General features: G+C 56.6%; 27 protein-coding genes. 19 read left to right on the top strand and 8 right to left on the bottom strand.

The window, feature by feature from the left end; translation table 11 throughout:
• Positions 1 to 82: 82 nt before the first annotated feature.
• The 6 genes from pyk (at position 83) to pheS (ending at position 4,964) form a co-directional block, all read left to right on the top strand.
• Positions 83 to 1,528, top strand: a complete 1,446-nt coding sequence (gene pyk / locus JXR15_RS19875) for a pyruvate kinase (RefSeq protein WP_422054936.1) — start codon at positions 83 to 85, stop codon at positions 1,526 to 1,528.
• A gap of 43 nt (positions 1,529 to 1,571) precedes the next feature.
• Positions 1,572 to 1,796, top strand: coding sequence for a hypothetical protein (locus JXR15_RS19880; RefSeq protein WP_422054937.1), 225 nt, complete (start codon positions 1,572 to 1,574; stop codon positions 1,794 to 1,796).
• A 134-nt stretch (positions 1,797 to 1,930) separates the two neighbouring features.
• A complete protein-coding gene (gene rpmI, locus JXR15_RS19885; RefSeq protein WP_054000659.1) occupies positions 1,931 to 2,131 on the top strand; it encodes a 50S ribosomal protein L35 in 201 nt (66 codons plus the stop codon).
• A gap of 13 nt (positions 2,132 to 2,144) precedes the next feature.
• Positions 2,145 to 2,510 (top strand): 50S ribosomal protein L20, encoded by a 366-nt coding sequence (gene rplT, locus JXR15_RS19890; protein WP_422054938.1) that lies wholly within the window; start codon positions 2,145 to 2,147, stop codon positions 2,508 to 2,510.
• Positions 2,511 to 2,719: 209 nt separating this feature from the next.
• On the top strand, positions 2,720 to 3,787 hold the full coding sequence (locus tag JXR15_RS19895; protein ID WP_422054939.1) for a Hint domain-containing protein: 1,068 nt from the start codon (positions 2,720 to 2,722) through the stop codon (positions 3,785 to 3,787).
• A 106-nt stretch (positions 3,788 to 3,893) separates the two neighbouring features.
• Positions 3,894 to 4,964 carry a phenylalanine--tRNA ligase subunit alpha gene (gene pheS / locus JXR15_RS19900; RefSeq protein ID WP_422054940.1) on the top strand — a complete coding sequence of 357 codons (1,071 nt, stop codon included), beginning with the start codon at positions 3,894 to 3,896 and terminating at the stop codon, positions 4,962 to 4,964.
• An 11-nt stretch (positions 4,965 to 4,975) separates the two neighbouring features.
• On the opposite strand, the gene JXR15_RS19905 is transcribed toward pheS, so the two are convergent.
• Positions 4,976 to 5,134 (bottom strand): hypothetical protein, encoded by a 159-nt coding sequence (locus JXR15_RS19905; RefSeq protein WP_422054941.1) that lies wholly within the window; start codon positions 5,132 to 5,134, stop codon positions 4,976 to 4,978.
• 162 nt (positions 5,135 to 5,296) lie between these two features.
• The gene (locus tag JXR15_RS19910) at positions 5,297 to 6,427 is read right to left on the bottom strand and encodes a DUF2652 domain-containing protein (RefSeq protein ID WP_422054942.1); all 1,131 of its coding nucleotides are present in this window, start codon (positions 6,425 to 6,427) and stop codon (positions 5,297 to 5,299) included.
• A 193-nt stretch (positions 6,428 to 6,620) separates the two neighbouring features.
• On the opposite strand from JXR15_RS19910, the gene pheT reads away from it, so the two are divergent.
• Together pheT and JXR15_RS19920 are read left to right on the top strand one after the other, a co-directional pair.
• Positions 6,621 to 9,020 (top strand): phenylalanine--tRNA ligase subunit beta, encoded by a 2,400-nt coding sequence (pheT, locus tag JXR15_RS19915; protein WP_422054943.1) that lies wholly within the window; start codon positions 6,621 to 6,623, stop codon positions 9,018 to 9,020.
• The gene (locus JXR15_RS19920) at positions 9,013 to 9,447 is read left to right on the top strand and encodes a GNAT family N-acetyltransferase (RefSeq protein WP_422054944.1); all 435 of its coding nucleotides are present in this window, start codon (positions 9,013 to 9,015) and stop codon (positions 9,445 to 9,447) included. The genes pheT and JXR15_RS19920 overlap by 8 nt, the downstream gene beginning before the upstream one ends.
• Here the strand turns inward: JXR15_RS19920 and JXR15_RS19925 are convergent.
• Entirely contained in the window at positions 9,444 to 10,334 is an 891-nt protein-coding gene (locus JXR15_RS19925) for a LysR family transcriptional regulator (protein WP_422054945.1), read from the bottom strand. The genes JXR15_RS19920 and JXR15_RS19925 overlap by 4 nt on opposite strands.
• Positions 10,335 to 10,420: 86 nt before the next feature.
• On the opposite strand from JXR15_RS19925, the gene JXR15_RS19930 reads away from it, so the two are divergent.
• The 3 genes from JXR15_RS19930 (at position 10,421) to JXR15_RS19940 (ending at position 13,295) form a co-directional block, all read left to right on the top strand.
• Entirely contained in the window at positions 10,421 to 11,053 is a 633-nt protein-coding gene (locus tag JXR15_RS19930; RefSeq protein ID WP_422054946.1) for a class I SAM-dependent methyltransferase, read from the top strand.
• A 91-nt stretch (positions 11,054 to 11,144) separates the two neighbouring features.
• Positions 11,145 to 11,597 (top strand): YtoQ family protein, encoded by a 453-nt coding sequence (locus JXR15_RS19935; protein ID WP_422054947.1) that lies wholly within the window; start codon positions 11,145 to 11,147, stop codon positions 11,595 to 11,597.
• A gap of 93 nt (positions 11,598 to 11,690) precedes the next feature.
• Positions 11,691 to 13,295, top strand: coding sequence for a GMC family oxidoreductase (locus JXR15_RS19940; RefSeq protein ID WP_422054948.1), 1,605 nt, complete (start codon positions 11,691 to 11,693; stop codon positions 13,293 to 13,295).
• 29 nt (positions 13,296 to 13,324) lie between these two features.
• Here the strand turns inward: JXR15_RS19940 and JXR15_RS19945 are convergent, their stop codons facing one another.
• Positions 13,325 to 14,026, bottom strand: a complete 702-nt coding sequence (locus tag JXR15_RS19945) for a glutathione S-transferase family protein (RefSeq protein ID WP_422054949.1) — start codon at positions 14,024 to 14,026, stop codon at positions 13,325 to 13,327.
• 156 nt (positions 14,027 to 14,182) lie between these two features.
• On the opposite strand from JXR15_RS19945, the gene JXR15_RS19950 reads away from it, so the two are divergent.
• Positions 14,183 to 14,989 (top strand): mechanosensitive ion channel family protein, encoded by an 807-nt coding sequence (locus JXR15_RS19950; RefSeq protein WP_422054950.1) that lies wholly within the window; start codon positions 14,183 to 14,185, stop codon positions 14,987 to 14,989.
• 51 nt (positions 14,990 to 15,040) lie between these two features.
• Here JXR15_RS19950 and JXR15_RS19955 read toward each other — a convergent pair whose 3' ends face one another.
• Positions 15,041 to 15,322, bottom strand: coding sequence for a DUF1330 domain-containing protein (locus JXR15_RS19955; RefSeq protein WP_422054951.1), 282 nt, complete (start codon positions 15,320 to 15,322; stop codon positions 15,041 to 15,043).
• Positions 15,323 to 15,417: 95 nt separating this feature from the next.
• Here JXR15_RS19955 and JXR15_RS19960 point away from each other — a divergent pair, with 95 nt between their 5' ends.
• Entirely contained in the window at positions 15,418 to 16,293 is an 876-nt protein-coding gene (locus JXR15_RS19960) for a LysR family transcriptional regulator (RefSeq protein WP_422054952.1), read from the top strand.
• Here the strand turns inward: JXR15_RS19960 and ald are convergent.
• A complete protein-coding gene (ald, locus tag JXR15_RS19965) occupies positions 16,290 to 17,408 on the bottom strand; it encodes an alanine dehydrogenase (protein ID WP_422054953.1) in 1,119 nt (372 codons plus the stop codon). The genes JXR15_RS19960 and ald overlap by 4 nt on opposite strands.
• A 136-nt stretch (positions 17,409 to 17,544) precedes the next feature.
• Between ald and JXR15_RS19970 the strand changes: the two genes are divergently transcribed.
• From JXR15_RS19970 to JXR15_RS19990, 5 genes are all read left to right on the top strand, one after another.
• Entirely contained in the window at positions 17,545 to 18,003 is a 459-nt protein-coding gene (locus JXR15_RS19970; RefSeq protein ID WP_422054954.1) for an Lrp/AsnC family transcriptional regulator, read from the top strand.
• Positions 18,004 to 18,070: 67 nt separating this feature from the next.
• Positions 18,071 to 18,460 (top strand): hypothetical protein, encoded by a 390-nt coding sequence (locus JXR15_RS19975; protein ID WP_422054955.1) that lies wholly within the window; start codon positions 18,071 to 18,073, stop codon positions 18,458 to 18,460.
• Entirely contained in the window at positions 18,457 to 18,993 is a 537-nt protein-coding gene (locus tag JXR15_RS19980; protein WP_422054956.1) for a hypothetical protein, read from the top strand. The genes JXR15_RS19975 and JXR15_RS19980 overlap by 4 nt, the downstream gene beginning before the upstream one ends.
• On the top strand, positions 18,994 to 19,893 hold the full coding sequence (gene sigJ, locus JXR15_RS19985) for an RNA polymerase sigma factor SigJ (RefSeq protein ID WP_422054957.1): 900 nt from the start codon (positions 18,994 to 18,996) through the stop codon (positions 19,891 to 19,893).
• A gap of 52 nt (positions 19,894 to 19,945) precedes the next feature.
• Complete coding sequence (locus tag JXR15_RS19990; RefSeq protein ID WP_422054958.1) at positions 19,946 to 21,529, top strand: GMC family oxidoreductase; 1,584 nt, start codon at positions 19,946 to 19,948, stop codon at positions 21,527 to 21,529.
• Here the strand turns inward: JXR15_RS19990 and JXR15_RS19995 are convergent.
• Positions 21,526 to 22,164, bottom strand: a complete 639-nt coding sequence (locus JXR15_RS19995) for a LysE family translocator (protein WP_422054959.1) — start codon at positions 22,162 to 22,164, stop codon at positions 21,526 to 21,528. The genes JXR15_RS19990 and JXR15_RS19995 overlap by 4 nt on opposite strands.
• Positions 22,165 to 22,336: 172 nt before the next feature.
• A complete protein-coding gene (yghU, locus tag JXR15_RS20000) occupies positions 22,337 to 23,209 on the bottom strand; it encodes a glutathione-dependent disulfide-bond oxidoreductase (protein ID WP_422054960.1) in 873 nt (290 codons plus the stop codon).
• A gap of 258 nt (positions 23,210 to 23,467) precedes the next feature.
• On the opposite strand from yghU, the gene JXR15_RS20005 reads away from it, so the two are divergent.
• Positions 23,468 to 25,528, top strand: coding sequence for a DEAD/DEAH box helicase (locus JXR15_RS20005; protein ID WP_422054961.1), 2,061 nt, complete (start codon positions 23,468 to 23,470; stop codon positions 25,526 to 25,528).
• Positions 25,529 to 25,531: the final 3 nt, after the last annotated feature.

A 25,531-nucleotide genomic window follows, 5' to 3' on the forward strand; every position in this document is an offset into this window, starting at 1 on the left:
TAACATGTAGCAGGTGACACGCAAGGTGCCTTCAGGTCATTTCCTGAATAGCCAGACGAGCAAAGGCAAAGAAAGACGGATCATGAGACGACTGAGAAACGTGAAAATCGTGGCCACATTGGGCCCAGCTTCCGAAACCTACGACATGATCCGCAGCCTGCATGAAGCCGGGGCAGACGTGTTCCGCCTGAACATGAGCCACGGCAGCCACGACGAGATTCGCGAAAAGCACCGGATCATCCGCCAGGTCGAGAAGGATCTGCAAAGCCCGATCGCCATTTTGGCTGACCTTCAGGGGCCAAAATTGCGGGTGGGTGTGTTTGCCAACGGCGAAGAAGAACTTGTGGATGGCGCGAAGTTCCGTTTGGACCTTGATAAAGCAGAAGGCGACGTGAACCGCGTGTGCCTGCCGCACCCCGAAATTTTTGCCGCCCTGAAAGACGGCGCAAACCTGCTGGTCAACGATGGCAAGATCCGCCTGAAAGTTGAAAGCTGTGGCGATGACTTCGCCAACTGTGTTGTGACCACCGGCGGCACCATCTCCAACCGCAAAGGCGTGAACGTGCCGGACGTGGTTCTGCCGCTGGCCGCGCTGTCAGAAAAAGACCGCGACGATCTGGAATTTGTCTGTGGACTGGGTGTGGACTGGCTGGCGCTGTCCTTTGTGCAGCGTGCCGAAGACGTCGCTGAAGCGCGTGAGTTGGCTCAAGGGCGTGCAGCGCTTTTGTCCAAAATCGAAAAACCTGCGGCTGTTGAAGCCTTTGATGAAATCCTTGCCGCGTCCGATGGCATTATGGTGGCCCGTGGCGATCTGGGTGTGGAACTGCCGGTCAGTGCAGTGCCGCCAATCCAGAAACGTCTGGTGCGCAAGTGCCGCAATGTGGCCAAACCGGTGATTGTGGCGACACAGATGCTGGAAAGCATGATCGAAAGCCCGATGCCAACCCGCGCCGAAGTGAGCGACGTAGCCACAGCGATTTACGAAGGCTCCGACGCCATCATGTTGTCGGCTGAATCAGCGGCAGGCAGCTTCCCGATTGAAGCCGTGACCACAATGAACAATGTGGCCATCGAAGTGGAAAGTGACCCGACCTATCGCGAGATCATCGAAGCCAGCCGCAGCGCACCACGCTCCGGTGTGGCGGATGCTATTGTTGTTGCGGCACGGGAGATTGCGGAAACCACCGAGGTTGCGGCGATTTGCTGCTTTAGCCAATCCGGCACCACCGCCCTGTTGATTGCCCGCGAACGCCCTCGGGTACCCATCATCGCGATGACCTCTTTGCGTGGCACTGCGCGCCGTCTGGCGCTGAGCTGGGGCACAAACTGTGTGATCACCTCCAACGTCAGCCGCTTTAAAATGGCAGTTGTGGCGTCGGCCCGCGCGGCCCGTGATTTGGGCTACGCAGAGGAGCAGGATCAGATTGTTGTGACCGCCGGCCTGCCGTTCAACGTGCCCGGTACCACCAATATCCTGCGGGTGTCTCCCTGTGACGAGCGTTTGATTTTCAACCTCGAGTCGGAGTAGCGTCAGCCGAAAGGGCGTCCCTCAAGAAGGGCCAAGGGCAGGCATGGCAACAGACTATCTGATCACCGCTGGACTGGTTGTGGGGTTATTTTCCATTCCCGCCATGCTCGCGGCCTATGCCGACAGCCGTTTGCCACACAGAGCAATGGCGGCGTTTATCCTGTCAGCAGCGGTAATCACCGTGGCAATAACCTTGGATCCGACACGCTACAGCGTGGCAGATTTGCCCAATGTGGTGATCCGCGTGATCGCGGACATCATCCGCTAGAAACCTCACAAAAACGAGTCGATTAGGCCTTGCGTGCCTGACCCATGCGCTCTATACGGCGCCTCTATTCGCGCGACCGGCTGTATGGCATGCCGAGTCGCGTTTGTCACCGACCGAATACAAAGGAGACGGAAATGCCTAAGATGAAGACTAAGTCGAGCGCCAAAAAGCGCTTTAAGGTCACTGCCACCGGCAAAGTGCTTGCTGGCCAAGCTGGTAAACGCCACGGCATGATCAAACGCACCCGTAAATTCATTCGTAACGCCCGTGGCACTACGACCCTGTCCGCCCCCGACGCTAAGATCGTCAAGGGCTTCATGCCCTACGACCGCTAAGAGGAGATAAGATATGTCCCGCGTTAAAGGTGGTACCGTAACCCACGCCCGTCACAAGAAGATCATCAAAGCCGCCAAAGGTTATTATGGTCGTCGCAAGAACACTTTCCGCGTTGCATCGCAGGCCGTCGACAAGGCGAACCAGTACGCAACACGTGACCGTAAGAATCGGAAGCGTAATTTCCGTGCGCTCTGGATCCAGCGTATCAACGCTGCTGTGCGCGCACACGACGAAGCCCTGACCTACTCCCGCTTCATCAATGGCCTGAACCTGGCCGGTATCGAAGTGGACCGTAAGGTTCTGGCTGACCTGGCCGTACATGAGCCAGCCGCGTTCAACGCGATCGTGGATCAGGCGAAAGCCGCTCTGGCTGCCTAAGCCAAGTCGCTTCAAAGATTAGAAAAGCCCGTGCCATTGGCGCGGGCTTTTCTTTTGCGATTTGGTCAAAGAGAGAACATTAAACGATCTTAGGCCGCACAAAGATAGAACAAAAGAAAAACAAGTTACGCTTTATTTACCATTGCACCCCCATAATGCCTCCACGGCGTGTGTTTGCCGCGAGAGTTACCAGTTATTTGGAGGTTAGAATGGCCCGTATCAGCGAGCTGCATTATTCCAATGCCTATGCGCAGCGTTCCGGAGTTGAGGAGTTTTTAGAAGTCGCCTTGGCGTTTGACGAAGACCCCGGCGACTTTGTGGTATCTTTTTATCAGGCGGACGGCTCTGTTGGCATTGAGATCCCCCTGACCCACCCGGATGTACTGACCTCCATCGATCCGGACACAAACGAGCAGGTGCTGGTGATTTCTGGCTCGCATTTTCCAATCCTGCTGACCGATCCGGACGGGCGGGGCGAAGGGAACTACGAGGCCTATGCCCTGATCAACAGCAGCACCGGCGAGGTGGCGGATTTCTACGACATTGGCGGCGGCACACAGAACATCCTCGCCATTGACGGTGCGGCAGCGGGCGCCACGTCCCAAAACCTATCGGTACTGGCCTCCCCCGGCAGCACAACAACCAGCATTCAGTTTAATCAACCAACTCCGGACCAACGCAGCGATGCGGCTGTCGGCGCAGGTGATACCGGGGTGGCGTGTTTTGTCGAAGGCACCCGCATCCGCACCGAGGTTGGTTATCAGCTGATCGACACATTGTGCGAAGGTGATCTGATCTGGACACGTGACAATGGGTTGCAGCCGGTTCGCTGGATCGGGCGGCGCACGGTGCCGGGCACCGGGAAATATGCGCCGGTGCAAATTGCGCCGGAAACTTTTGGCGCCATCAAGCCGCATCAGGTCTCTCAAAACCATCGCATGCTGATCACCGGCTGGCGGGCGCAGTTGCTGTTTGGCGAGGACGAAATTCTCGTGGCAGCCAAAGCGCTGGTGGATGATTGTGACGTGCGAATTTGCGAGTGTGACCGGGTCACCTACTACCACCTGCTGTTTGACGACCATCAGATCATCAGCGGAGACGGAGTGTTGAGCGAAAGCTTCTTCCCTGGGAAGGAAGCGATGAAGGCGATCAACTGCAGCACCCAGCGGGAAATGTTTGCCCTGTTTCCGGAACTGGCCACCGGTGTTCTGGTGCAAACGCAAACCGCGCGTCCAGTGGCGCCAGCCAGCCTTGGGCCGCTGTTGATGCGCAATTGATCCAACAGGGGGCAGTTTCCATGGCGGCGCGCCTCAGCACGCTTGCAATCAAGGGGCCGTATGATAGGAGGTCTGCGGTAATTTCTCATCTTGGGACGGCCCTGCCATGGACGAACTGCGCACCAAATACATCGAAGCAATTGCTGCCGCGGCAGACGAAGCCGCGCTCGAAGAGCTGCGCGTGCAAGCCGTGGGCAAGAAAGGTGAAGTCAGCCTGAAAATGCGCGAGCTGGGCAAGATGACCCCGGAAGAGCGCCAAGTCGCTGGCCCGGCCCTCAATGCGTTGAAGAATGAGATCAACTCCGCCCTTGCCGCCAAAAAAGTGGCGCTGGCTGACGCCGCACTAGACGCGCGCCTGGCCACAGAGTGGCTGGATGTGACATTGCCCGCACGGACCCGCCGCGTGGGCACCATCCACCCGATCAGCCAGGTGACCGAAGAGGTCACCGCGATCTTTGCCGACATGGGGTTTGCCGTGGCCGAGGGCCCGCAGATCGAGACCGATTGGTACAACTTTGACGCCCTCAACATTCCCGGCCACCACCCGGCCCGCGCCGAGATGGACACGTTCTACACCCACCGTGCCGAAGGGGACGAGCGCCCACCACATGTGTTGCGCACGCACACCAGCCCGGTGCAGATCCGCTCCATGGAAAAAACCGGCGCGCCAATCCGCATCATCTGTCCGGGTCGCGTGTACCGCGCGGACTATGACCAGACCCACACCCCGATGTTCCACCAGGTTGAAGGTCTTGCCCTTGGCAAAGACATCTCAATGGCGAACCTCAAGTGGGTGTTGGAAGAGTTCTTCTCCGCCTTCTTTGGCACCGATGTGAAAACCCGCTTCCGCGCGTCCCACTTCCCCTTCACGGAACCATCCGCCGAGGTCGACATCCAGTGCAGCTGGGAAGGTGGCACTGTGAAGGTTGGCGAAGGCGACGACTGGCTCGAGGTGCTGGGTTCCGGCATGGTGCACCCCAACGTGCTTAAGGCAGGTGGGATTGACTCAGACGAGTATCAGGGTTTTGCCTTTGGCATGGGCATCGATCGTTTGGCGATGCTGAAGTACGGCATCCCGGACCTGCGCGCCTTCTTTGACAGCGACCTACGCTGGCTGCGTCACTACGGCTTTGCAAGCTTGGATCAGCCGACGCTGCATGGCGGCCTAAATCGGTGAAGAAAGCCATCCTACTCCCCTTCAAACGCGTTACCGCGGATGATGGTTCGGAGTGGGTGGCTGCCTGGGGCTTGGAAGACGCCGATATAGCGCTGGCCAGCGCCTATGTTGGCGTAGAGCTTTCCGCCGGTGATCGGGTCGGAACAATATGCCTCGTCGATCCAAAACATCGGGAACGCCACAACTTCCAAGTTTATGATTGTGAGAGCCATTTGTGGGCGTACACAGAGTTGAGCAATGGTGTCTGGGCGCAGGCCATTCGCGGCAAAAGCGCGCCAGCACCAAAGTCAATCGGCAATCTAATTTGGCAATGGCTCAGCAGGAGATAGGCTTCAGGCTGCCGCAACCTCAGAGGCCATCGCCATTTTTTTACTGAGCGCGGTCATTTTGCTGACCCGGTTTTCCTTGTCCGGCTCGATGATCCCACGTACTTTTTTGTTCACCATACCCGCCATCAATTTGCCCATCAGCTTGGAGGAGGTGATCTTGGTGTAGCGCAGCTTCACCATCGTCCCGTCGCCCATTTCATTGAGTTCAATGGTTTCCAGCATGCGCATGCCCATCGGCATGTTATAGCGCCCGGTGACATATTCGCCCGGATTCCAGTCCAAAATCTCAAACGGGAACAAATCATCGCCGTGATAGCAATGATAGAGCGTGCCCGGCTCGATTTTGCCCTTGTTGGTGTTGAGCATGTCGACTTTATCCGCGCCAATCCATTCGGCGCGCAGATCGGGGCGCGTCATGATTGTGAAAGCCACCTCCGGTGATACCGGCAATGGCACCATCCATTCCTCAAGCAGCAGATCATCGCCGGGTTCCACAAACGTGCGTTCCGTATGACGTCGCCGCTCCCAGGCCGCGCGCATGTCACGCACCACGTATTCGACCTCGCCGATGTGCTCGATATCCTCGGTGAAGAACTCTTTTTCATCAAAGTAGTCGACAATATCCATGGCCTTCAGCGCCTTACACGAAATCAGCGTGTAGGCAGTCAAGCCGGTATTCTCTTTCACCAAGTTCTTCAAAAGCCGGAAAGCGGTGATCACATCTTGGCCTGCCAGTTCCTGACGTCCGCCGGTATCCTGAATCACGCATTCGCCATGGTGAACAACAATCTTAAGCTCCAATTCGTCCAGGTTGGCGCAGGCATCACAAGGACAACTGGTGTTGAGGATCATCTTTTCTTTTGCGCGGGCGAATACACAATAAAGTTGCTCAGAGAAGTCGAGGATGAATTGCTTTGTCAGTACATCGCTTTCAAAGGCATAGGCAAAAACCGCATCGCCTTGCAAACCTGAGACTTCAAGCGGCGCCCGGATTGCCGGGACCAATTCCCCAAACAGCGCTTCCAATATCCCTTTGGCATGCTCAATTGGTGTTTCGGCCATAAACTTGGTGTAGCCGGAAATATCCGCGATAACAAAAAAGGCCGTCTGAATGCCACTGTCTTGCGGTGCCATTTCTCCCTCCCTTACTGCGTCTCCCGCCACTATGCGCCAGATTTGCGGAATCGCAAAATCGGGCTGAAGTTTCAGGCCAAACGGCGCCTTCCGTGGCACGCTTTCGATCGTTTGCATTCAATGTGGTCTTTCCCCTATGGCGCTAATCCGTTAAACGGCTTTCTGACCCTTATTTGACTGGCGGACCGACGCGATGAAATTCACTCTTTCCTGGTTGAAAGACCACCTTGAGACCGACGCAAGCGTTGACGAGATTGTCGAAGCGCTGACCGACCTTGGCCTTGAAGTTGAAGATGTCTCCAACCCTGCTGAGCGGCTTGCTGACTTTACGCTGGGCAAAGTTGTACATGCCGAGAAGCACCCGGACGCTGATAAGCTGCGGGTGTGCAAAGTGGCCACCGACGAAGGCGAGCTGCAGATCATCTGTGGCGCGCCCAATGCTCGTGAAGGCATCACCGTCGTTGTCTGCAAGCCTGGCATGTATATTCCAGGGCTGGATATCACCATTTCCGTTGGCAAGATCCGTGGTGTTGAAAGCTATGGCATGATGGCCTCTGAGCGCGAGTTGGAGCTGTCTGACGAGCATGATGGCATCATTGAACTGCCATCTGGCGAAGTCGGCGACAGGTTTGTCGATTGGCTGGCGCAAAACGATCCGTCCAAAGTCGACACTATGATCGAGATTGCGATCACCCCCAACCGTCCGGATGCGCTGGGTGTGCGTGGTATTGCCTTGGATCTGGCCGCGCGCGGCTTGGGCCAAATGAAACCTGCCAAGACAGCCTCAATCGAGGGTGGCTTTGAAAGCCCGATCTCCATCGCGATTGACAAAAGCGCGGCCAAAGAGGGTTGCGAAGTGTTTGCCGGACGCCTGATCAAAGGTGTGAAAAACGGCCCGTCGCCGCAATGGTTACAAGACCGCCTGACAGCCATTGGCCTGCGTCCAATTTCGGCACTGGTGGACATCACCAACTTTTTCACATTTGATCGCAACCGCCCGCTGCACGTGTTTGATGCGGACAAGGTCAAAGGCAACCTGCGTGTCCATCGCGCCGCAGGCGGTGAGACCCTCGTTGGTCTTGATGAGAAAGAATACACGCTCAATGAAGGCATGGTTGTCATCTCTGACGACGTAGGTGTCGAATCCATCGGCGGCATCATGGGCGGTTTGCCCACCGGCTGTACCGCGGACACAACCAATGTCTTCCTAGAGGCAGCCGTTTGGGATCACATCCAAATCGCCTACACGGGTCGTGGTTTGAAAATCAACTCAGACGCGCGCTATCGCAACGAACGTGGCATTGATCCGGCCTACAATATGCAGGCCATGGATGACGCAACGCAGATGATTATTGATCTTTGTGGTGGCGAGCCCAGCAACATTGTGACCGCCGGCGAAGTGCCGGATGTGTCCCGCGCTTATAAGCTGGACACCGATCGAGTTCAGTCCTTGGTGGGCATGGAAATTCCAGCTGAAACGCAGCACGCCACTTTGGAAGCGCTAGGCTTCACCATCGAAGGCGACATGGCCCATGTGCCAAGCTGGCGTCCCGATGTCCGTGGGTCCGCTGATCTGGTTGAAGAAGTGGCGCGCATTGCGTCGCTGACCAAATTGGAAGGCAAACCGTTGCCACGGGTCAAAGCTGGAGTGCCTGAGCAGATCTTGTCGCCCATACAGAAGCGCGAGCAGATCGCGCGCCGCACAACGGCGAGCCTTGGCTACAATGAATGTGTGACCTACAGCTTCATCGACAAAGCCGCAGCTGAGCTCTTTGGTGGCGGCAGTGATGCCACAATGCTTGAGAACCCAATTTCCAGCGAGATGAGCCACATGCGCCCATCCCTGCTGCCTGGGCTTTTGCAAGCTGCAGCGCGCAATCAGGCGCGCGGCTTTATGGATATGGCCCTGTTTGAATGCGGCGCGGTATTCCATGGCGGCGAACCAGGTGAGCAGGAAAACCTGCTGACCGGCATTTTGGTGGGTCGCACCGTTGGCAAAGACATTCACGGTGAGAGCCGTGGCGTCGACATCTATGATGCCAAGGCCGACATGGAAGCGGTGATGAATGCGCTCGGCGCGCCAACCAAACTGACCTACAATCGTGGCACAAATGGCTGGTGGCATCCCGGTCGCAGTGCGAAGGTGGGGCTCGGTCCGAAAAAGATCCTCGGTGCCTTTGGCGAAATTCATCCCAAAGTGCTGGACGCGTTGAACGTAAAAGGACCTGTTGTGGCCTTTGCCATTCACACCGCGGAAATCCCGATGCCGCGGAAAAAGTCTGCGTCTAAGGGCGCTGTGACCATGGCGGACCTACAGGCGGTTGAACGTGACTTTGCCTTTGTGGTGAATGCTGATGTCGAAGCGTTGACGGTGGTCAATGCCGCCGCTGGCGTCGACAAGGCGCTGATTGAAGACGTGCGCGTCTTTGACGAGTTCATTGGCGGCGCACTTGGGGAAGGAAAAAAATCTCTCGCCATCACCGTGCGTCTACAACCAACAGACAAGACGCTGAAAGAAGCCGACATTGAGGCCGTAGCCGCCAAGATTGTCGCCAAAGTTAGCAAGGCCACCGGCGGTACGCTGCGTGGCTGATGCATCACAGCCGCGTCTGGCGCGGGCCGAGGAGGCCCCTGCCATCGCGCGGCTGATCGATGCCGCCTACCAACCTTATCGCGATCAAAACATTGCTCTGCCGGATGTCTCCGGCGGAGTATCTAATGCTATTGGCGACGGGCAGGTTTGGGTTATGGACGACCTTTCCGGTGCCCTCATGCTCTCTACCGCACCGCCGACAGCGCACCTGATGAATGTGGCTGTGGCCGCCCAAGCACGGGGACGGGGCCTTGGAGGGGTGTTGATCCGATTTGCCTTGAAGCTGGCTCAAGACGCTGGCTGCGAAAACATCGCTTTGGCGACGCATGTAGATATGCCGGACAATATCGCGCTTTATACACATCTAGGCTGGAAAGAGACCGAGCGTGACGAGAGCCGCGTGAGAATGATGCGCCCGCTTTCCTAGTTTTCCGTCAGGTAATCAGCCAGCGTGTCAAACACCAGACGTATGCGTCGACTGGTGTGCAGCTCGCGGTGCGTGGTCAGCCAAATTGGGAATACGATAGGCGCCAAATCGGGCAAAATCCGCTCAATGCCAGGCGTGGTTTCCGCCACATCGTCAGCCATGGGTGCGATGCCAAACCCCTGCTTGCACATCTCCCAGGCCACCAGCCCGCTGTCTGATCCGGTGCGGAAGTTGTCCAGATCAATCGGGAAGCCCATCGGTTTGAGATACTCTAACATGCGGGGCACATCACCGGAGCCAATAAAATCATGGTGTTTGAGATCCGCTACGGTTTTTGGGCGTCCGCGCAAATCCAGATACTCGGTTGACGCGTAGAAATATCCTTTCGCTTCCCGCACCAGTCGCGCGATCAAATCCGGTTGCTCCGGTCGCACATGGCGGATGGCGATGTCCGCTTCGCGCCGCATAAGATCCTGCACATCGTCTGACGCAACCACGTCAATAATCAAACGTGGCGCTTTCACTCGCAGCTCTCGAAGGATTGGGGGCAAAAGATGCACCGAATATACATCCGACGCCGTAATGGCCACACGTCCCTCGACATCCTGATTTTGCCCGGAAGCCACCAAAGCCACCCGGTCGGCGGCTTCCCGCATGGCGCGGACATGTTCCAAAAGCTCTCCGCCAGCGACGGTCAATTCAAGTGTTCTGCCGACCCGCTCAAACAGCATAACACCCAAGTCTTCTTCCAACGACGCGACTTGCCGGCCCAAAGTCGGCTGTGTCTGACCAAGCTGACGTGCCGCAGCCGACAACGAGCCCTCCTCCGCCGTGGTCAAAAACGCGCGGATGTGGTTCCAGTCAAAGGTGGTCTTGGGATCAATCATGCAAATACGTATATCAACACTGCGAATTTCGGCAATTTATATTGCATTCCTGCATAGGTATCTATGTCCTCGAAAGGAGAACAGCCATGCAAGCAGCAGCAAAGTTTTGGGATGGGGTGGCACAGAAATACGCCAAGTCCGCCATCAGTGACATGCAATCTTATGAGTATACGCTGGGGCGGACACGGTCTTACCTCAAAGAGACCGACGTGGTGATGGAGCTTGGGTGTGGCACCGCGTCAACAGCCATCAAACTCGCGGACGCCGTGACCGAGATGGTAGCGACGGATGTGTCGTCAGGCATGTTGGAGGTTGGCCGGGAGCGGGTGAACGAAGCCGGCGCCAAAAACATCCGCCTGGTCCAAGCCACGCCGGAAAGCGCGCCGGAAGGTCCGTTTGATGTGGTGTTGGCACACAACCTCATCCACCTCCTGGAAGATGGCGACATAGCAGTAGCCGAGATCGCCAAACGGGTGAAACCGGGCGGGCTATTCATCAGCAAAACCCCATGCCTGAGCGAGAACATGCGCTCCATAAAGTTTCGCCTTTTGAAAACGGCAATTCCGTTGATGCAATTTTTTGGCAAAGCCCCGTTTGTGCGGTTCTTTTCCATTGCTGAGTTGGAGCGTTCGATCACCGACGCAGGGTTTCGCATCATCGAAAGTGGAAATTTTCCCGCCGACCCGCCCAGCCGCTATCTGGTGGCACGCAAGCTTTGACCGGCGGCATTTGAAACTGCTTCAAGTCGTGAGGGATTGGAGCACAGCGCCGGACAGGTTATGACCTTGCGCAAGCAAGAGAGGATACCCCATGAGCCTAAACGTCTACCTGTCCGGCGAAATTCACACTGACTGGCGAGAACAAATCACCAAGGGGGCTGCTGATCTCGATGTCAGCTTCAACAGCCCTGTCACCAACCATGAGGCGTCCGATGACTGCGGCGTCGCCATTTTGGGCACCGAAGAGAACAAGTACTGGCACGACCACAAAGGCGCGATGGTGAACGCTATTCGCACACGCAAAGGCATTGAAGACGCGGATGTTGTCGTGGTGCGGTTTGGCGAGAAATACCGCCAGTGGAACGCCGCCTTTGATGCGGGCTATGCAGCGGCACTTGGCAAGTCCATCATTGTCCTGTCGATGCCGGATCAGCAGCACGCGCTCAAAGAAGTGCATGCCGCAGCTTTGGCCGTGGCAGAAGAACCCGCGCAAGTTGTTGAAATCCTGCGCTACGTCCTGACAAGCGAACTGCCAAACAGCTAAGTCCGCTGAGCGGTAGCTGCGCGCTTACGTCGCGTTAGACTTGCCTGATGAAATTGCCCCCTCCTAGGCTAAGGTTCAGCACGGGAGGGTGGCATGGAATTTGACTACATCATCGTGGGCGGTGGATCCGCTGGATGTGTGCTTGCCGCGCGTCTCAGTGAAGATCCCAAGACCACTGTCTGCTTGATTGAAGCTGGCCGCAAAGGCGAAAGCATCTTTATCCGCGCACCGGCATTGATCGCTGCCATGATTTCTGGCCGGCCCAAGATCAACAACTGGGCGCTCAAGACCGTTCCGCAGAAACAGCTCAACAATCGCCGCGGTTTTCAACCGCGCGGGAAAGCCTTGGGCGGCAGCTCAGCCATCAATGCTATGCTGTACGTGCGGGGGCATAAATCTGACTATGATGAATGGGCGCAACTTGGGTGTGACGGGTGGGACTGGGACAGCGTTCTACCGTATTTCAAAAAATCGGAAGGCAACCAACGTGGGGGCGATGCCCTGCACGGTGACGATGGCCCCCTCCAAGTGGGGGATCAGGCTGAACCGCGCGCCATCAATGATGCCTTTATCGCGGCCTGCAACGCCCATCAAATTCGCACCAACACTGATTTTAATGGACCGGAACAGGAAGGCGCCGGGCATTATCAGGTCACACAATTCTTTGACGGCACCCACAAAGGCGAGCGCTGCTCGGCGGCGGCGGCGTACTTGCGTGACAGCCTGCATCGGCCAAATTTAACGGTCTACACTAAAACGCTGGCGCGCAAGGTGCTCATGGAAAAGAGCCGTGCGGTTGGCTTGGAGATAGAACGCAAAGGAAACGTCGAGGCACTGAAGGCCAAGAAGGAGGTCATTGTTTCCAGCGGGGCGTTTGGCTCACCTCAACTCCTGTTGCTGTCAGGCATTGGACCACGAGAGGAAGTCGAGCAACACGGCATTTCCTTGGTCCACGATTTGCCGGGGGTCGGACAAAACCTACAAGATCACCTCGACCACATCCTGAGCTATCGCAACAAAAAGAAGGACACCGTTGGCCTGACACCCTCCGGTTTGGCAAAAATGACCAAGGCGGCATTGCGCTGGCGAAAAACCGGGACCGGGCTGTTTGCCTCTCCATTTGCCGAAAGCGGCGCGTTTTTCAAAACGGATCCGAGCCTAGAGAAGCCCGACATTCAGCTGCACTTTGTTGTCGGGATTGTTGACGACCATAACCGAAAGATGCACCTGCCATATGGCTACAGTTGCCACGTGTGCGTGCTGCGCCCACAGAGTCGCGGCACGGTTACGTTGCGCTCATCAGACCCCTCCAAGCCGCCCAAAATTGACCCGCGTTTTCTAGAGGACAACCGGGATCTGCACGTGTTGAAGAGAGCTGTGAAGATGCTCAACAACATCATGGAAGACAGCGCGTTCGAAGGCTGGCGCGGGGAACGGTATTATGAACATGATGGGACTGATGCGGCCTGGGAAGCCGACATTCGCGCCCGTGCGGACACAATCTACCATCCGGTTGGCACCTGCAAAATGGGGACCGATGAATTGGCAGTGGTTGACTCGCACTGCCGAGTGCGCGGGCTAGAGGGACTTCGGGTTGTGGACGCGTCGATTATACCAACCCTGATTGGCGGAAATACCAATGCGCCCACGATTATGATGGGCGAGAAGATCGCCGACCTCATCCGCGCAGGCACCTAAAATGGGGAGCCTAAGCTCCCCTCGTGTGCTTAAGCCGGAACGGCTGGTGTTTTCAGACCACCCTGCACTGCCGGACGGGCCAAGAAGCGCTCCAGGTAGGCGTTGACGCTTGGATAGCCTCCCCAGCCAACCGCATCTTTTGCCCCATAATAATCCAAGGCACGGAGCCAGGGCGCGGTGGCGATATCCGCAATCGAGTACGTGCCGGTGATCCAGTCGCGCCCTTCCAGCTGTTTCTCCAGCACGGACAGCAACCGTTTGGCCTCATTCTGATAGCGTTCGCGTGGACGCGGGTCTTCGATCTCGGCGCCGGCAAATTTGGTGAAAAAGCCAAGCTGGCCAAACATCGGGCCAACGCCAGCCATCTGGAACATGACCCACTGGATGGCTTCATATTTTTCGGCCGGTGTGCTGCCAATCAGCTTGCCGGTTTTTTCCGCCAAATAGATCAGGATGGCGCCGCTTTCGAACAAGCTCAGCGGCTGCCCATCCGGGCCATCAGGGTCAATGATGGCCGGGATCTTGTTATTAGGGTTCAGCGCCAAGAACTCAGGGCTTTTGACATCTGCATCACTCAACGTGACCAAATGGGCCTCATACGGCAGGCCAATTTCCTCCAGCATGATCGAGACCTTCACACCGTTTGGCGTTGGGAAAGCATAAAGCTGCAAAACACTTGGGTCGTTTGCCGCCCAGCGGCTGTTGATCGGGTGGTCCGTGACAGTTGTCATCATTTCTCTCCTGTTGCGCGTTAGGGGATAGATAAGGGCTTTTTCCCATCACACCACCGCGCTATTCGTGCAAATCAGAGCATATACCTGTGCGCATGTGCAGAGTAAGCTCATCAAATAACGCCCAAAAAGGGCACGTTAATCGGGGGAAGTCCGTTGGAATCCATTGTAGAACAGGCACAGGGCTTTGGCCCCTTGCTGATCACCGCAGCCAAAGCTTTGGTTGTCTTGATTATTGGTTGGATGGTGGCAGGTGCGATCAGCCGCATGGTGCGCAACCGTGTAAACAATACACCAGAAATTGATGCAACGCTTGGCAACTTTGCCGCCAGCATCGTGCGCTGGGTCATCTTGTTGATGGTGCTGGTCGCCATCTTGGGTATTTTTGGCATTGAAGCCACGTCATTGGTCGCAATGATGGGCGCAGCCACATTGGCCATTGGTCTGGCTTTGCAAGGCACGCTTGCCGATCTGGCCGCTGGCTTTATGCTCATCCTGTTCCGTCCTTACAAAATTGGGCAGTATGTTGATGTTGGTGGCACTGCTGGCACAGTTGTTGACCTGAACCTGTTCGTGACCGAGTTGGTCACCCCGGACAATGTCCAAATCATCATCCCAAATGGTCAGGCTTGGGGTTCCGTCATCACCAACTTCTCCGCGCATGAAACCCGTCGTGTGGATGTGGTGTTCGGCATTGACTACGGTGACGACGCCGAAAAAGCCAAACAGATCATTCTGGACACAGCCAACGCGGACGAGCGTGTGCTGAAAGACCCAGAGGCCTGGGCCCGCGTGACCAACCTGGGTGACAGCTCGGTGGACATCACCATGCGCGTTTGGTGTGTGGCGGACGATTTCTGGGAACTGAAGTTTGGTCTGACACAAGCGATCAAAGAAGCCTTCGACAAAGACGGCATTTCGATCCCTTACCCACACACCGTAGAAATCAAGCGCGAAGCTTAATGCTTCCAAGCGTGGAAAAGGCGGCCAAAGGGGCCGCCTTTTTTGTTTGCGCTACATGAGAATGATGTTTGAAGATCCAGACTCTTCGCGCAGGGCGTGCACCTCTGCCAGCTCCGGATCGTTGATCCACGCTTTGGCAGCCGCGCGATCCGGAAAGGTCAGGATCACAGCCACAGTGGGGGCAGTTGCGGTCCCTTCGATCACCTCAGAGTCCTTGGACACTTCCAAAGGTGCACCGCCATGCCTCTTAAGCGCGTCCCCTGCCCGCTCGCGATAGGCGGCAAAGCTGTCGGGATTGGTGATGGTCAGATTGACAAATGCGTATGCGGTCATTTTGAACTCCTTAGCGTGTACCCGCATAAGTAAGGGTCTCAGCTTGAGAAAAAACGATCATTGATGCACATCGCTTGTGCAAATATGGTCACCCCATGCTAAATTGGGATGACCTGAAATTTGTACTGGAGACCGCGCGCAATGGCGGAACAAGCGGCGCGGCCCGTGCTTTGGGTGTGAACCACGCCACCGTTGCCCGGCGCATCACGGCCGCGGAAGAGGCCCTTGGGACACGGCTGTTTGATCGCCTGGCCAGCGGGTATGTCCCAACAGAAGCCGGTTTGGAAGCGGTGCGCACCGCCGAATCGATGTCCAGCTTAGAACGCGGGTTGGATCGGCAGATTGCGGCACGAGACACAACGGTCAGCGGACCCCTGAAGGTCACAGCTTCAGAGCTGATCATTGAGCGTGTTCTGGCCCCTATTGTCGCGGATTTTGTCGCTGACCATCCAGAAATCGATCTGACGTTGCTGGCGACAAACGACACGCTCAATCTGGCACAACGAGAGGCGGATGTTGCGATCCGGTTTGCCAAAACACCACCAGACACATTGGTGGGCCGGCGCCTGTTTGATTTGAAGGGGGCTGTTTATGCCAACCGTGATGTGTTGGCGCGCGATCAAGGCGGAGCGGCGCCTTTGGATTGGATTCGATTTGCCCATTGGCCGGGACCACCTGCCGAAATCAGAGCCATTCGGCCCAACTTAAACACACGATTGACCGTGGATGACATGAGTGCCGCCATTGGCGCGGCCCGTGCAGGCATAGGAGCAACGCGCATGGCTTGCTTCTTGGGGGATACTGATCCGCAGTTGGCGCGGGTGCCGGACCTGCCGCTGTTTACGCAGGCGCCGCTGTGGATTTTGACCCACGCGGATCTGCGCCGCGTGCCTCGGGTCCGGGCGTTCACAGAGTTTGCTGCAGCGCGGCTAAAAGCGCTGCAGCCGTTGTTTGAAGGGATGACCCCTTAAGATTTCAATGCCAGCGATGGCGAGATCACATCAATGCCCAGCGCTTTGCCAACTGCGTAATAGGTCAACTGACCTGCATGCACGTTTAGGCCGTTCAGCAGATGTGGGTCATCTTCGCAGGCCTGTTTCCAGCCTTTGTTGGCCAGGTTGAGCAAAAACGGCAGTGTCGCATTGCCCAGCGCCTGCGTGGAGGTGCGCGCAACCGCACCCGGCATGTTGGCCACACAGTAGTGCATGACGCCGTCAACTTCGTAGATCGGATCTGCGTGCGTCGTGGCGCGGGAGGTTTCAAAACACCCGCCTTGGTCGATGGCAACGTCTACCAGCACCGCACCGGGTTTCATTTCAGAAAGCTGCGCGCGGGCCACCAGCTTTGGCGCTGCCGCACCCGGGATCAGAACCGCGCCAATCACCATATCAGCCTCACGCACCAAATCAGCTGTCGCACCGGCGGTGGAATACTGGTTTTTAAATGTGCCACCATAGACGTCGTCAAGATACCGCAAACGCGGCAAGGATCGATCCAACACGGTCACATCTGCGCCCATGCCCGCTGCAATTTTCGCCGCGTGTGTACCAACCACACCGCCACCGATCACAACAACTTTGGCCGGTGCCACGCCAGGCACGCCGCCCATGAGCACGCCGCGACCCCCATTGGCTTTTTGCAGGGTGTATGCCCCGACCTGTGGCGCAAGACGACCAGCAACTTCAGACATTGGAGCCAGCAATGGCAAGCCACCACGATCATCCGTCACGGTTTCATAGGCAATTGCGGTACATCCGCTTTCCAGCAAATCGACAGTTTGCTCCGGGTCCGGTGCCAGGTGCAGGTAGGTAAACAGCAACTGACCTTCGCGAAGCATCTTGCGCTCCACAGCCTGAGGTTCTTTCACCTTCACGATCATATCGGCTTGGGCAAAGACCTCCTCTGCGGTGCCGATCATTTTCGCACCAGCAGCAACGTAGTCTTCGTCGGTGAAGCCAGCGCCAACACCAGCACCAGACTGGATCAGCACCTCGTGACCGTGATTAACCGCTTCACGCGCCGCATCAGGTGTCATACCAACGCGGAATTCCTGGGGTTTGATTTCTGTGGGGCAACCGATTTTCATGCGCCGTCTCCAATGTAAACTAGGATCACCTTAGGAAGCTTCGACACGAAGTTGCTTGAAATTTAGGCAGTTTAAGAACTCGCGATTGCAAGAACCTTCGAATACTGTATTCAAACGCGCAAGGAGCTTTCGCCATATGTCACTTGATCAAACAGATCGTCGGATTCTCACCGTCTTGCAAAAACAAGGTCGGATTTCAAACGCCGAGCTTGCCGAGCGTGTAAACCTGTCCCAATCCGCCTGCCACCGCCGTGTGCATCGGCTGGAGAAAGACGGCTACATCAAGGACTATGTTGCGCTTCTGGATCCGCGCAAATTGGATGTGCCCACAACGGTGTTTGTCGAAATCACCCTCTCTGGTCAAGCCGATGAGGTGCTGGATGCGTTTGAAAAAGCTGTGTCACGTATTCCCGATGTTCTGGAATGCCACCTTATGGCCGGCACAGCGGACTACATTCTAAAAGTTGTGGCGGAAAACACCGACGACTTTGCCCGCATCCACCGGCGACACCTCGCGCGCCTGCCCGGCGTGGCTCAGATGCAATCCAGTTTTGCGCTGCGCACTGTGTTCAAAACCACGGCTCTGCCGGTTTAATTTCACAACAGCTGTCACAAACTCAGGGCCTGCATCGTCTTCTTTACAACACAAAGGAGACCAAACCATGAGCAGACCCCTTTTGTATGGGTTGTCCATCTACTTTTTCACAAATGCAGCCCTCATGTGGGCGGCACCGCAATTTTGGTATGAAATGGTGCCAGGCGTGCTGCAGACTGGCGGCTTTAACAGCCACTTTATCCGCGATGTTGCGCTGGCTTTTGTTGTATCCGCGCTCGCCCTCGCCTCTGCGGCCCACCTCAGAGATCAAAGGCTGGCCCTGTTTGGTGCAGCCTGGCCGGGGTTACATGCAGTGTTCCACATCTGGATTTGGGCGATGCACCGGGAGGCCACAATCGACCTGATTTCCCTGACCAACCTGCTGGGCATTCAAGTGCCAGCCTGGGCCGCGTTTTACGCAGCGATCCAACTCAACACCGAGGAGGCATCCCAATGATCCGTTCCTTTCTACATTCCGGCACCCGAAGCTTTGGCAAAAAATTCGACTATGATGTTGGCTATATGCATGAGGTGATCGATGCCTCCAGCAAAGCCGGTATCGCCCTGACATTGTTGCCGATGTTGACCCAATACAAAGGCCCCGAAGAGGCTCGCGCTGTTTGGGCTGGAGCGCTCCTGGCGTCCACGTTGGACGGGGATTGCGGACCTTGCGGACAATTGGTGGTGTCTTTCGCCCTGGAAGAAGGCGTTGACGAAGACGCCTTGCTTTCCGCCATTGAAGGCCGGTTTGAGGAGGCCGGCGATGTGGGACTGGGCTTTCAATTTGCGCAACACACAATCTCCGGCTCATATGAGACAAACACATTTGGGGACACCATACGCACACGCTATGGCAAGCAGGCCCTGATCGCAGCCAGCTTTGCTGCGGGATCAGGGCGGTTTTACCCGGTCTTCAAACGCGGGTTGGGCGAAGGACAGGCCTGCCAACAATTGACGGTCAATGGCCGTATCGGAAAGGTGGCGGTCTAAATGGACCACAACACATCAATCTTTGAACAGGAGCGCCCCGCGCTCCTGTCGATCTCCTACCGGATGCTGGGCGAGATCAGTTCTGCGGAGGACGTTGTTCAGGAGGCTTGGCTTCGGTTCTCGGCCTCCGACGTTGCGAACATCGAAAACCCCGGCGCCTGGCTGCGCCGTGTGGCCACAAATATCGCTCTTGATACGCTGAAGTCTGCACGTGCGCGGCGCGAAAACTATGTTGGACCCTGGCTGCCAGAACCGGTCATTTCAGAGCACACCCCTTCCACCGAAAGCCAATTTCAATTGGCGCAGGAATGTGAGTTAGCGTTGCTTTGGGCGATGGAGCGGCTCGCACCAACAGAGCGCGCGGCTTTTGTATTGAGAGAAGCTTTTGATGCCGACTACTCTGAAATCGCAACAACGCTTGGCAAATCAGAGGCGGCCTGTCGGCAAATGGTCAGCCGGGCGCACAAACGCTTGCAAACCAGCGGTCCGCGATTTGACGTGAGCCCTGAAGAGGCGGCCAAGGCTGTAGAAACCTTTTTCTTCGCGGCCACACAGGACCATGAACAGGCCATCAAAATGGTTTCCAAGGAAGCCGTGGCAATCACCGACGGGGGTGGCAAGGCGTCTGCGGCCTTCCGAATTCTGTACGGGCCGCAGGATATCGTTACGGTCACCCAAGCTGTGATGGAGAAATCGAAAGACTTGCCCAACGTGTCCTACGCTCTGGTTTTTGCAAATTCTCAGCCCGCATTGGCGCGTTATACCGGCGGTGTCTTAGACACATTGACCCTGGTTTTGCCGGATTCCAATGGGGCTGCGCAGTGGATCTACGTGATGCGCAATCCTGACAAACTGGCAATGCCCTCTCCCACCGCTCCAAATGTCAGACAAATGAATTGACTTACCCGCCGCTTCGCCGTTTTCTCCTCTGTGGAGCGAGGGGAAGTGAAATATGGACTGGGATCACATTGTTGTAGGTGCAGGCAGCGCAGGCTGTGTTGTCGCGGCACGGCTTGCGGAAGCTGGGCGGCGGGTTTTGCTTTTGGAAGCGGGCGGCAAAGACAACTACCACTGGATACATATCCCGATGGGTTACCTCTATTGTATTGGCAACCCGCGCACCGACTGGATGTATAAGACAGCGCCGGAGCGGGGCTTGAATGGCCGGCAACTGCTCTATCCACGTGGCAAAGTGCTGGGCGGCTGCTCCTCCATCAACGGGATGTTGTATCTGCGTGGGCAAGCGGCGGATTATGACGGCTGGCGGCAAATGGGTTTGCCTGGGTGGTCCTGGCATGACGTGCTGCCCCTGTTCAAAAAGTCCGAGGACTACATGGATGGCCCCTCCGATTTGCACGGTGCCGGCGGCCCCTGGCACGTGAAAAATCAGCGCCTGCAATGGGATGTGTTGGACGATTGGATGGCGGCAGCCGAAGCCATCGGCGTGCCACGCACAGATGACTTTAATCGCGGCAACAACGAAGGGGTTGGCTATTTTAAGGTGAACCAGCACCGTGGTTTCCGCTGGAACACCTCCAAGGCCTTCCTGCGACCTCAAAAAGACGGCCGCATCAAAATCGAAACCAACGCCCACACCACGCGACTTCTGATCGATGGCAGCAAGGTTGTTGGCGTCGAGTATCGTCAGAACGGCACTTTGCATCATGCGCGCTGCGGTGGGGATGTTGTGCTCTCGGCAGGTGCGGTGAACTCCCCACAGATTTTGCAGCTTTCTGGCATCGGGTCTGGCGCATTGTTACAAAGGCACGGCATTGATGTGCAGGTTGATCAACCTGAGATCGGCAACAATCTGCAGGATCACTTGCAACTGCGGTGCGCGTGGAAACTCGATGGCGCCAAAACCCTCAACACCATGGCCAATTCACTGTTTGGCAAAGCCAAAATTGGCATGGAATACCTGCTGAAGCGCAGCGGCCCAATGTCGATGGCCCCAAGTCAGCTTGGGGCATTTACAAAGTCGCGTCCGGACGTGGCGACGCCTGACCTTGAATACCATGTGCAACCGCTGTCGTTGGAGGCCTTTGGACAACCGCTGCATGACTTCCCGGCCGTGACCGCCAGCGTGTGCAATCTGCGCCCCGAAAGCCGAGGGACCGTGCAAATCACGTCACCTGATCCAACCACACCTCCGAAAATCGCGCCCAACTACTTGTCTACCGAAGGCGACCGCGCCACAGCGGTTGCCGCAATCCGCCAAGCGCGCAGCATTATGGCGCAGGGTCCAATGGCCAAATATGCGCCTGAGGAAATGAAACCCGGCATCACTGCACAAGATGATACAGACCTGGCTCAAGCCGCTGGGGACATTGGCACCACCATTTTCCACCCAGTTGGGACGGTGCGCATGGGCAGTGATGCAGCCGCGCCTCTGGATGCGGAGCTTCGTCTGCGTGGCGTCGGTGGCTTGCGTGTCGTGGATGCATCAATCATGCCAAAGATCACCAGCGGAAACACAAACTCGCCTTGCATTATGATTGGGGAGAAGGCGGCCGAGCTGATGCTGTCTGCAGACTAGAGGCTGGCCCTCAAAGTGGCCAGCTTCACGCCAAAGCCCACAAAGACCGCTCCTGTCACACCTTTCAACACCCGCTGAAATCGGCCGCTTTGCGCTGCCTGCGTGAGCTGCGCAAACAACAGGACCATGACGGCGAACCAAATTGCGTTGATGCTGGCATGTACGGTCACCAAGGTAAAAGCCGCGTAGACCGACGACTCGCCAACTGCCAGGAACTGTGGAAAAGCAGCCAGATAGAACATTGAGACTTTGGGATTGAGACCATTGGTCAAAGCGCCTTCGCCAAAAGCCCTCCATAGTGTGCGTTTGCCTTTAGCGGGCGCAACCTCTGCCGCTGGTTCCACACCACGGCAAGCTGCCAAAAGCGCCTTAATGCCGATCCAGCAAAGATAAGCAGCGCCCAAAAACTTCAGGATGGAAAAAGCTACGGCGGACTGCACCAACAGGACCGAAATCCCCAACACGGACAGTGCCCCGTGGCCGTAAAAGGCGGCGACAAAACCCGCGACGTTGGCGAACCCCGCCGCACGGCCAGACGTTGGGACAGTTTTGGCAATCAAAACCCCGTTGGGACCAGGGGACATCACCAACAGGCTGGCGACCAGTGCAAACGTCAAAACCTCAGACCACGCCATTGGCACACCTCTCTGTTGTTTCGCCCAAACTGAAAGGAAAGGTCGCGGCGCAGCAATACAATCATTGTGTCGGGCACAAAAAAGGCGCTGCCTTTGTAAGCAGCGCCAAGAATTCACATTCCGAAAATATCCCAGAGTTGTCACATCTCTGATGTGACGGGGGCAGCGCCCCTTATTCAGCCGCCTCTGGCTCGAGCTTATCCTGCGTGCGCGCTTCGAAGTCTTCAGCGGCATGGCGCTCGCGAAGTTGTTCATTCAACTCCCCCCACGCACGGTTCACCATACGGCCACGTTTCACAGCAGGACGGGCATCAATCGCCTCAGCCCAGCGCACCACGTTTTTGTAGCTCGCCACGTCCAGGAATTCGGCCGCCTCATACAAGCGCCCCAGAGCCAGCTGCCCGTACCATGACCAAATTGCGATATCAGCGACCGTGTACTCTTCACCGGAAATGTAAGTGTTTTCCGCCAACTGACGATCCAACACGTCCAACTGGCGCTTCGCTTCCATTGCAAAGCGATCAATTGGGTACTGCCATTTTTCCGGTGCGTAGGCATAGAAGTGACCAAAGCCACCGCCCAAGTAAGGCGCGCTGCCCATCTGCCAGAACAGCCAGCTGATCATCTCGGCACGGTTTTCTTTTGGACCGAGGAATGCGTCAAATTTCTCGGCCAGATGCAGAAGGATCGCGCCGCTTTCAAATACGCGCACCTCTTTTTCGCCGCTCACATCCATCAGCGCCGGAATTTTGGAGTTCGGGTTCACGTCGACAAACCCAGAGGAAAACTGATCGCCTTCGCCGATGTTGATTAGATAGGCGTCATACTCCGCGCCTTTGTGGCCTGCTTCCAGCAGTTCCTCAAACATCACGGTGACTTTAACGCCGTTGGGCGTGGCCAGAGAGTAAAGCTGGAACGGGTGCTGGCCGCGCGCCAGCTCTTCGTCATGGGTCGGCCCAGCAATGGGGCGGTTGATGTTGGCAAATTTTCCGCCGCTCTCGGCGTCCCAAGTCCAAACTTTTGGAGGAGTGTATGTGTCGGTCATGTGATCGCGCCCTGTAGCATGATTGATTTCTGTTAACTTAAGGCATTCTCAGCGGTTTCAAACCGCGTGGCGCAAAATGTTAGAAACTTTCACCTCACATCCTTGTTAACGCTTTTTGTCACAGCCCTATACATGCCTAAAAAATTGGGCTAAACGCTGCGCTTCTTGCCACATATGATGTTGAGAGCGGTTCAGAGTTTGAGGGAGCCCGCCGACGCCGTCACGCTGGCACCCCTCTGATACAAAGTAGACATCACTGTGAAACAAGCAATCCAAGCCGCGCTGGACGCCAAAGGCTATGACAAACTGACGCCGGTTCAAGAAGCCGTCATGAACCCAGAACTAGAAGGCAAAGACCTTCTGGTGTCCGCCCAAACCGGCTCCGGCAAAACCATTGGCTTTGGCCTTGCCATTGCCTCCACACTTTTGGGCGAAGGCGAAAATTTCCCACAGGCAGGTGCACCGCTTGCCTTGATCATTGCCCCAACCCGTGAACTTGCGCTTCAAGTGAAACGCGAGCTCACGTGGCTCTATGCTCAAGCTGGCGCCAAAGTTGCGTCCTGTGTGGGCGGCATGGACATGCGCGATGAACGTCGCGCCTTGGCACGGGGTGCGCATATTGTTGTCGCAACACCGGGTCGCCTTCGGGATCACATTGACCGTGGTTCCATTGATCTGCTGGACGTGCGTGCTGTGGTTCTGGATGAAGCCGATGAAATGCTGGATCTTGGCTTCCGCGAAGAGCTGGAGTTCATTCTTGAGCAGGTTCCGGAGGATCGCCAGACGCTGCTGTTCTCAGCCACCGTGCCAAAAATGATTGCGCAGCTGGCCAAAAGCTACCAGCGCGACGCCATTCGTGTGGAAACCAAATCCAAAGAGAAACAGCACGCCGACATCACCTACCGCGCCATGACGGTGACCGATCGCGACGGCGAAAACGCCGTGATCAACACTTTGCGGTATTACGAAGCGCCCAACGCCATTGTGTTTGCCAACACCCGCGCCATGGTGGCCCGCCTGACCACGCGCCTCTCAAACCGCGGTTTTCAGGTGGTATCATTGTCTGGCGAGCTGTCGCAATCAGAGCGCACCAACGCACTTCAAGCCATGCGCGACGGTCGCGCACGTGTGTGTGTTGCCACCGACGTAGCTGCGCGCGGCATCGATTTGCCCAACCTTGATCTGGTGGTGCATGCGGAACTGCCCAACAACCACGAAACTTTGCTGCACCGATCCGGCCGTACCGGTCGTGCTGGTCGCAAAGGCGTCTCTGCGCTGATCGTGACCCGCAAGTCGCGCAACAAAGCTGAGCGTCTCTTGCGCTTTGCCAAACTAGACGCCGAATGGTCTGGCGCGCCTTCTGCGGAAGAAGTCAGCACGCAAGATCACGCCCGCATGTTTGCGGACCCGGATTGGACCGTCGACATTACAGAGTCCGAAACGCCTCTAATTGAATCTTTACTTGGAACATTTAGCGCCGAGCAAGTGGCTGCCGCCTACCTGCGCCTTTACAATTCCAAACATTCCGCACCGGAAGAGATCACCGCCTCCGACGCAAAACCAACGCCGCGCAAAGACTTTGGCAAAAGCGTTTGGTTCTCCATTGAAGGCGGCCGTGATAAAAACGCCGAGCCACGCCGCCTGCTGCCAATGCTGTGCAAAGCTGGCGATCTGACCAAAGACGACATTGGTGCCATTCGCATCAATCAGTCCGAAAGCTACGTGCAGGTTCTCGAAAGCAGCGTTCCAGGCTTCCTGGCTGCGGTTGGACCGGCGATGACACTGGAAGAAGGGGCCAAACTGGCTCAAATGGACAAAGACCCCGTCTTTGATCGTGGTCCGGCCCGTGCCCCGCGCGAAGGCGGCGACCGCAAGCCTTACAACAAGAACAAAGGCCCGCGCAAAGAGCATCGTGGCGGTGGCAAGTTCGATAAAGACAATTCTGACCGCCCTTATCGCGGCAAATCATCGGATGACAAGCCTGCTTACGACAAGCCAAAGTCGGAAAAATTTAGCGAAAACAAAGGTAAAAAGCCCAGCAGCGGTGCCAAGCGTGGGAGATCTACGCCGCCAACCGACTGGAATGACGATCCAGCACCGCGCTTCAAGAAACCGAAGTCCTCAGCCAAGTTCTCCAAGCCCAAAGCAGGTGGCGATGCGGCTCCACGACGCAAGGCCATGTCAGACGGCGCCTTGAGCGAAGCCAAACCAAGCCGCAAGCCCAAAGGCCCACCGCCGCCAAAAGGCAAAGCCAACAGCAAGAAGAACAAAGCCCGCGCCGCAGCAGCCAAAGCCGCAAAAGGCAAGAGCGGCAAGTAAGTC

Origin of the sequence: Shimia sp., from assembly GCF_049116215.1 — a bacterium.
Taxonomy (GTDB): domain Bacteria; phylum Pseudomonadota; class Alphaproteobacteria; order Rhodobacterales; family Rhodobacteraceae; genus Shimia.

What these genes read in the sequence shown, in the direction of transcription:
- pyk (WP_422054936.1), top strand. Translation starts at nt 83, where the DNA reads ATGAGACGACTGAGAAACGTGAAAATCGTGGCCACATTGGGCCCAGCT.
- JXR15_RS19880 (WP_422054937.1), top strand. Translation starts at nt 1,572, where the DNA reads ATGGCAACAGACTATCTGATCACCGCTGGACTGGTTGTGGGGTTATTT.
- rpmI (WP_054000659.1), top strand. Translation starts at nt 1,931, where the DNA reads ATGCCTAAGATGAAGACTAAGTCGAGCGCCAAAAAGCGCTTTAAGGTC.
- rplT (WP_422054938.1), top strand. Translation starts at nt 2,145, where the DNA reads ATGTCCCGCGTTAAAGGTGGTACCGTAACCCACGCCCGTCACAAGAAG.
- JXR15_RS19895 (WP_422054939.1), top strand. Translation starts at nt 2,720, where the DNA reads ATGGCCCGTATCAGCGAGCTGCATTATTCCAATGCCTATGCGCAGCGT.
- pheS (WP_422054940.1), top strand. Translation starts at nt 3,894, where the DNA reads ATGGACGAACTGCGCACCAAATACATCGAAGCAATTGCTGCCGCGGCA.
- JXR15_RS19905 (WP_422054941.1), bottom strand. Translation starts at nt 5,134, where the DNA reads ATGTTTTGGATCGACGAGGCATATTGTTCCGACCCGATCACCGGCGGA.
- JXR15_RS19910 (WP_422054942.1), bottom strand. Translation starts at nt 6,427, where the DNA reads ATGGCACCGCAAGACAGTGGCATTCAGACGGCCTTTTTTGTTATCGCG.
- pheT (WP_422054943.1), top strand. Translation starts at nt 6,621, where the DNA reads ATGAAATTCACTCTTTCCTGGTTGAAAGACCACCTTGAGACCGACGCA.
- JXR15_RS19925 (WP_422054945.1), bottom strand. Translation starts at nt 10,334, where the DNA reads ATGATTGATCCCAAGACCACCTTTGACTGGAACCACATCCGCGCGTTT.
- JXR15_RS19930 (WP_422054946.1), top strand. Translation starts at nt 10,421, where the DNA reads ATGCAAGCAGCAGCAAAGTTTTGGGATGGGGTGGCACAGAAATACGCC.
- JXR15_RS19935 (WP_422054947.1), top strand. Translation starts at nt 11,145, where the DNA reads ATGAGCCTAAACGTCTACCTGTCCGGCGAAATTCACACTGACTGGCGA.
- JXR15_RS19940 (WP_422054948.1), top strand. Translation starts at nt 11,691, where the DNA reads ATGGAATTTGACTACATCATCGTGGGCGGTGGATCCGCTGGATGTGTG.
- JXR15_RS19945 (WP_422054949.1), bottom strand. Translation starts at nt 14,026, where the DNA reads ATGACAACTGTCACGGACCACCCGATCAACAGCCGCTGGGCGGCAAAC.
- JXR15_RS19955 (WP_422054951.1), bottom strand. Translation starts at nt 15,322, where the DNA reads ATGACCGCATACGCATTTGTCAATCTGACCATCACCAATCCCGACAGC.
- JXR15_RS19960 (WP_422054952.1), top strand. Translation starts at nt 15,418, where the DNA reads ATGCTAAATTGGGATGACCTGAAATTTGTACTGGAGACCGCGCGCAAT.
- ald (WP_422054953.1), bottom strand. Translation starts at nt 17,408, where the DNA reads ATGAAAATCGGTTGCCCCACAGAAATCAAACCCCAGGAATTCCGCGTT.
- JXR15_RS19970 (WP_422054954.1), top strand. Translation starts at nt 17,545, where the DNA reads ATGTCACTTGATCAAACAGATCGTCGGATTCTCACCGTCTTGCAAAAA.
- JXR15_RS19975 (WP_422054955.1), top strand. Translation starts at nt 18,071, where the DNA reads ATGAGCAGACCCCTTTTGTATGGGTTGTCCATCTACTTTTTCACAAAT.
- JXR15_RS19980 (WP_422054956.1), top strand. Translation starts at nt 18,457, where the DNA reads ATGATCCGTTCCTTTCTACATTCCGGCACCCGAAGCTTTGGCAAAAAA.
- sigJ (WP_422054957.1), top strand. Translation starts at nt 18,994, where the DNA reads ATGGACCACAACACATCAATCTTTGAACAGGAGCGCCCCGCGCTCCTG.
- JXR15_RS19990 (WP_422054958.1), top strand. Translation starts at nt 19,946, where the DNA reads ATGGACTGGGATCACATTGTTGTAGGTGCAGGCAGCGCAGGCTGTGTT.
- JXR15_RS19995 (WP_422054959.1), bottom strand. Translation starts at nt 22,164, where the DNA reads ATGGCGTGGTCTGAGGTTTTGACGTTTGCACTGGTCGCCAGCCTGTTG.
- yghU (WP_422054960.1), bottom strand. Translation starts at nt 23,209, where the DNA reads ATGACCGACACATACACTCCTCCAAAAGTTTGGACTTGGGACGCCGAG.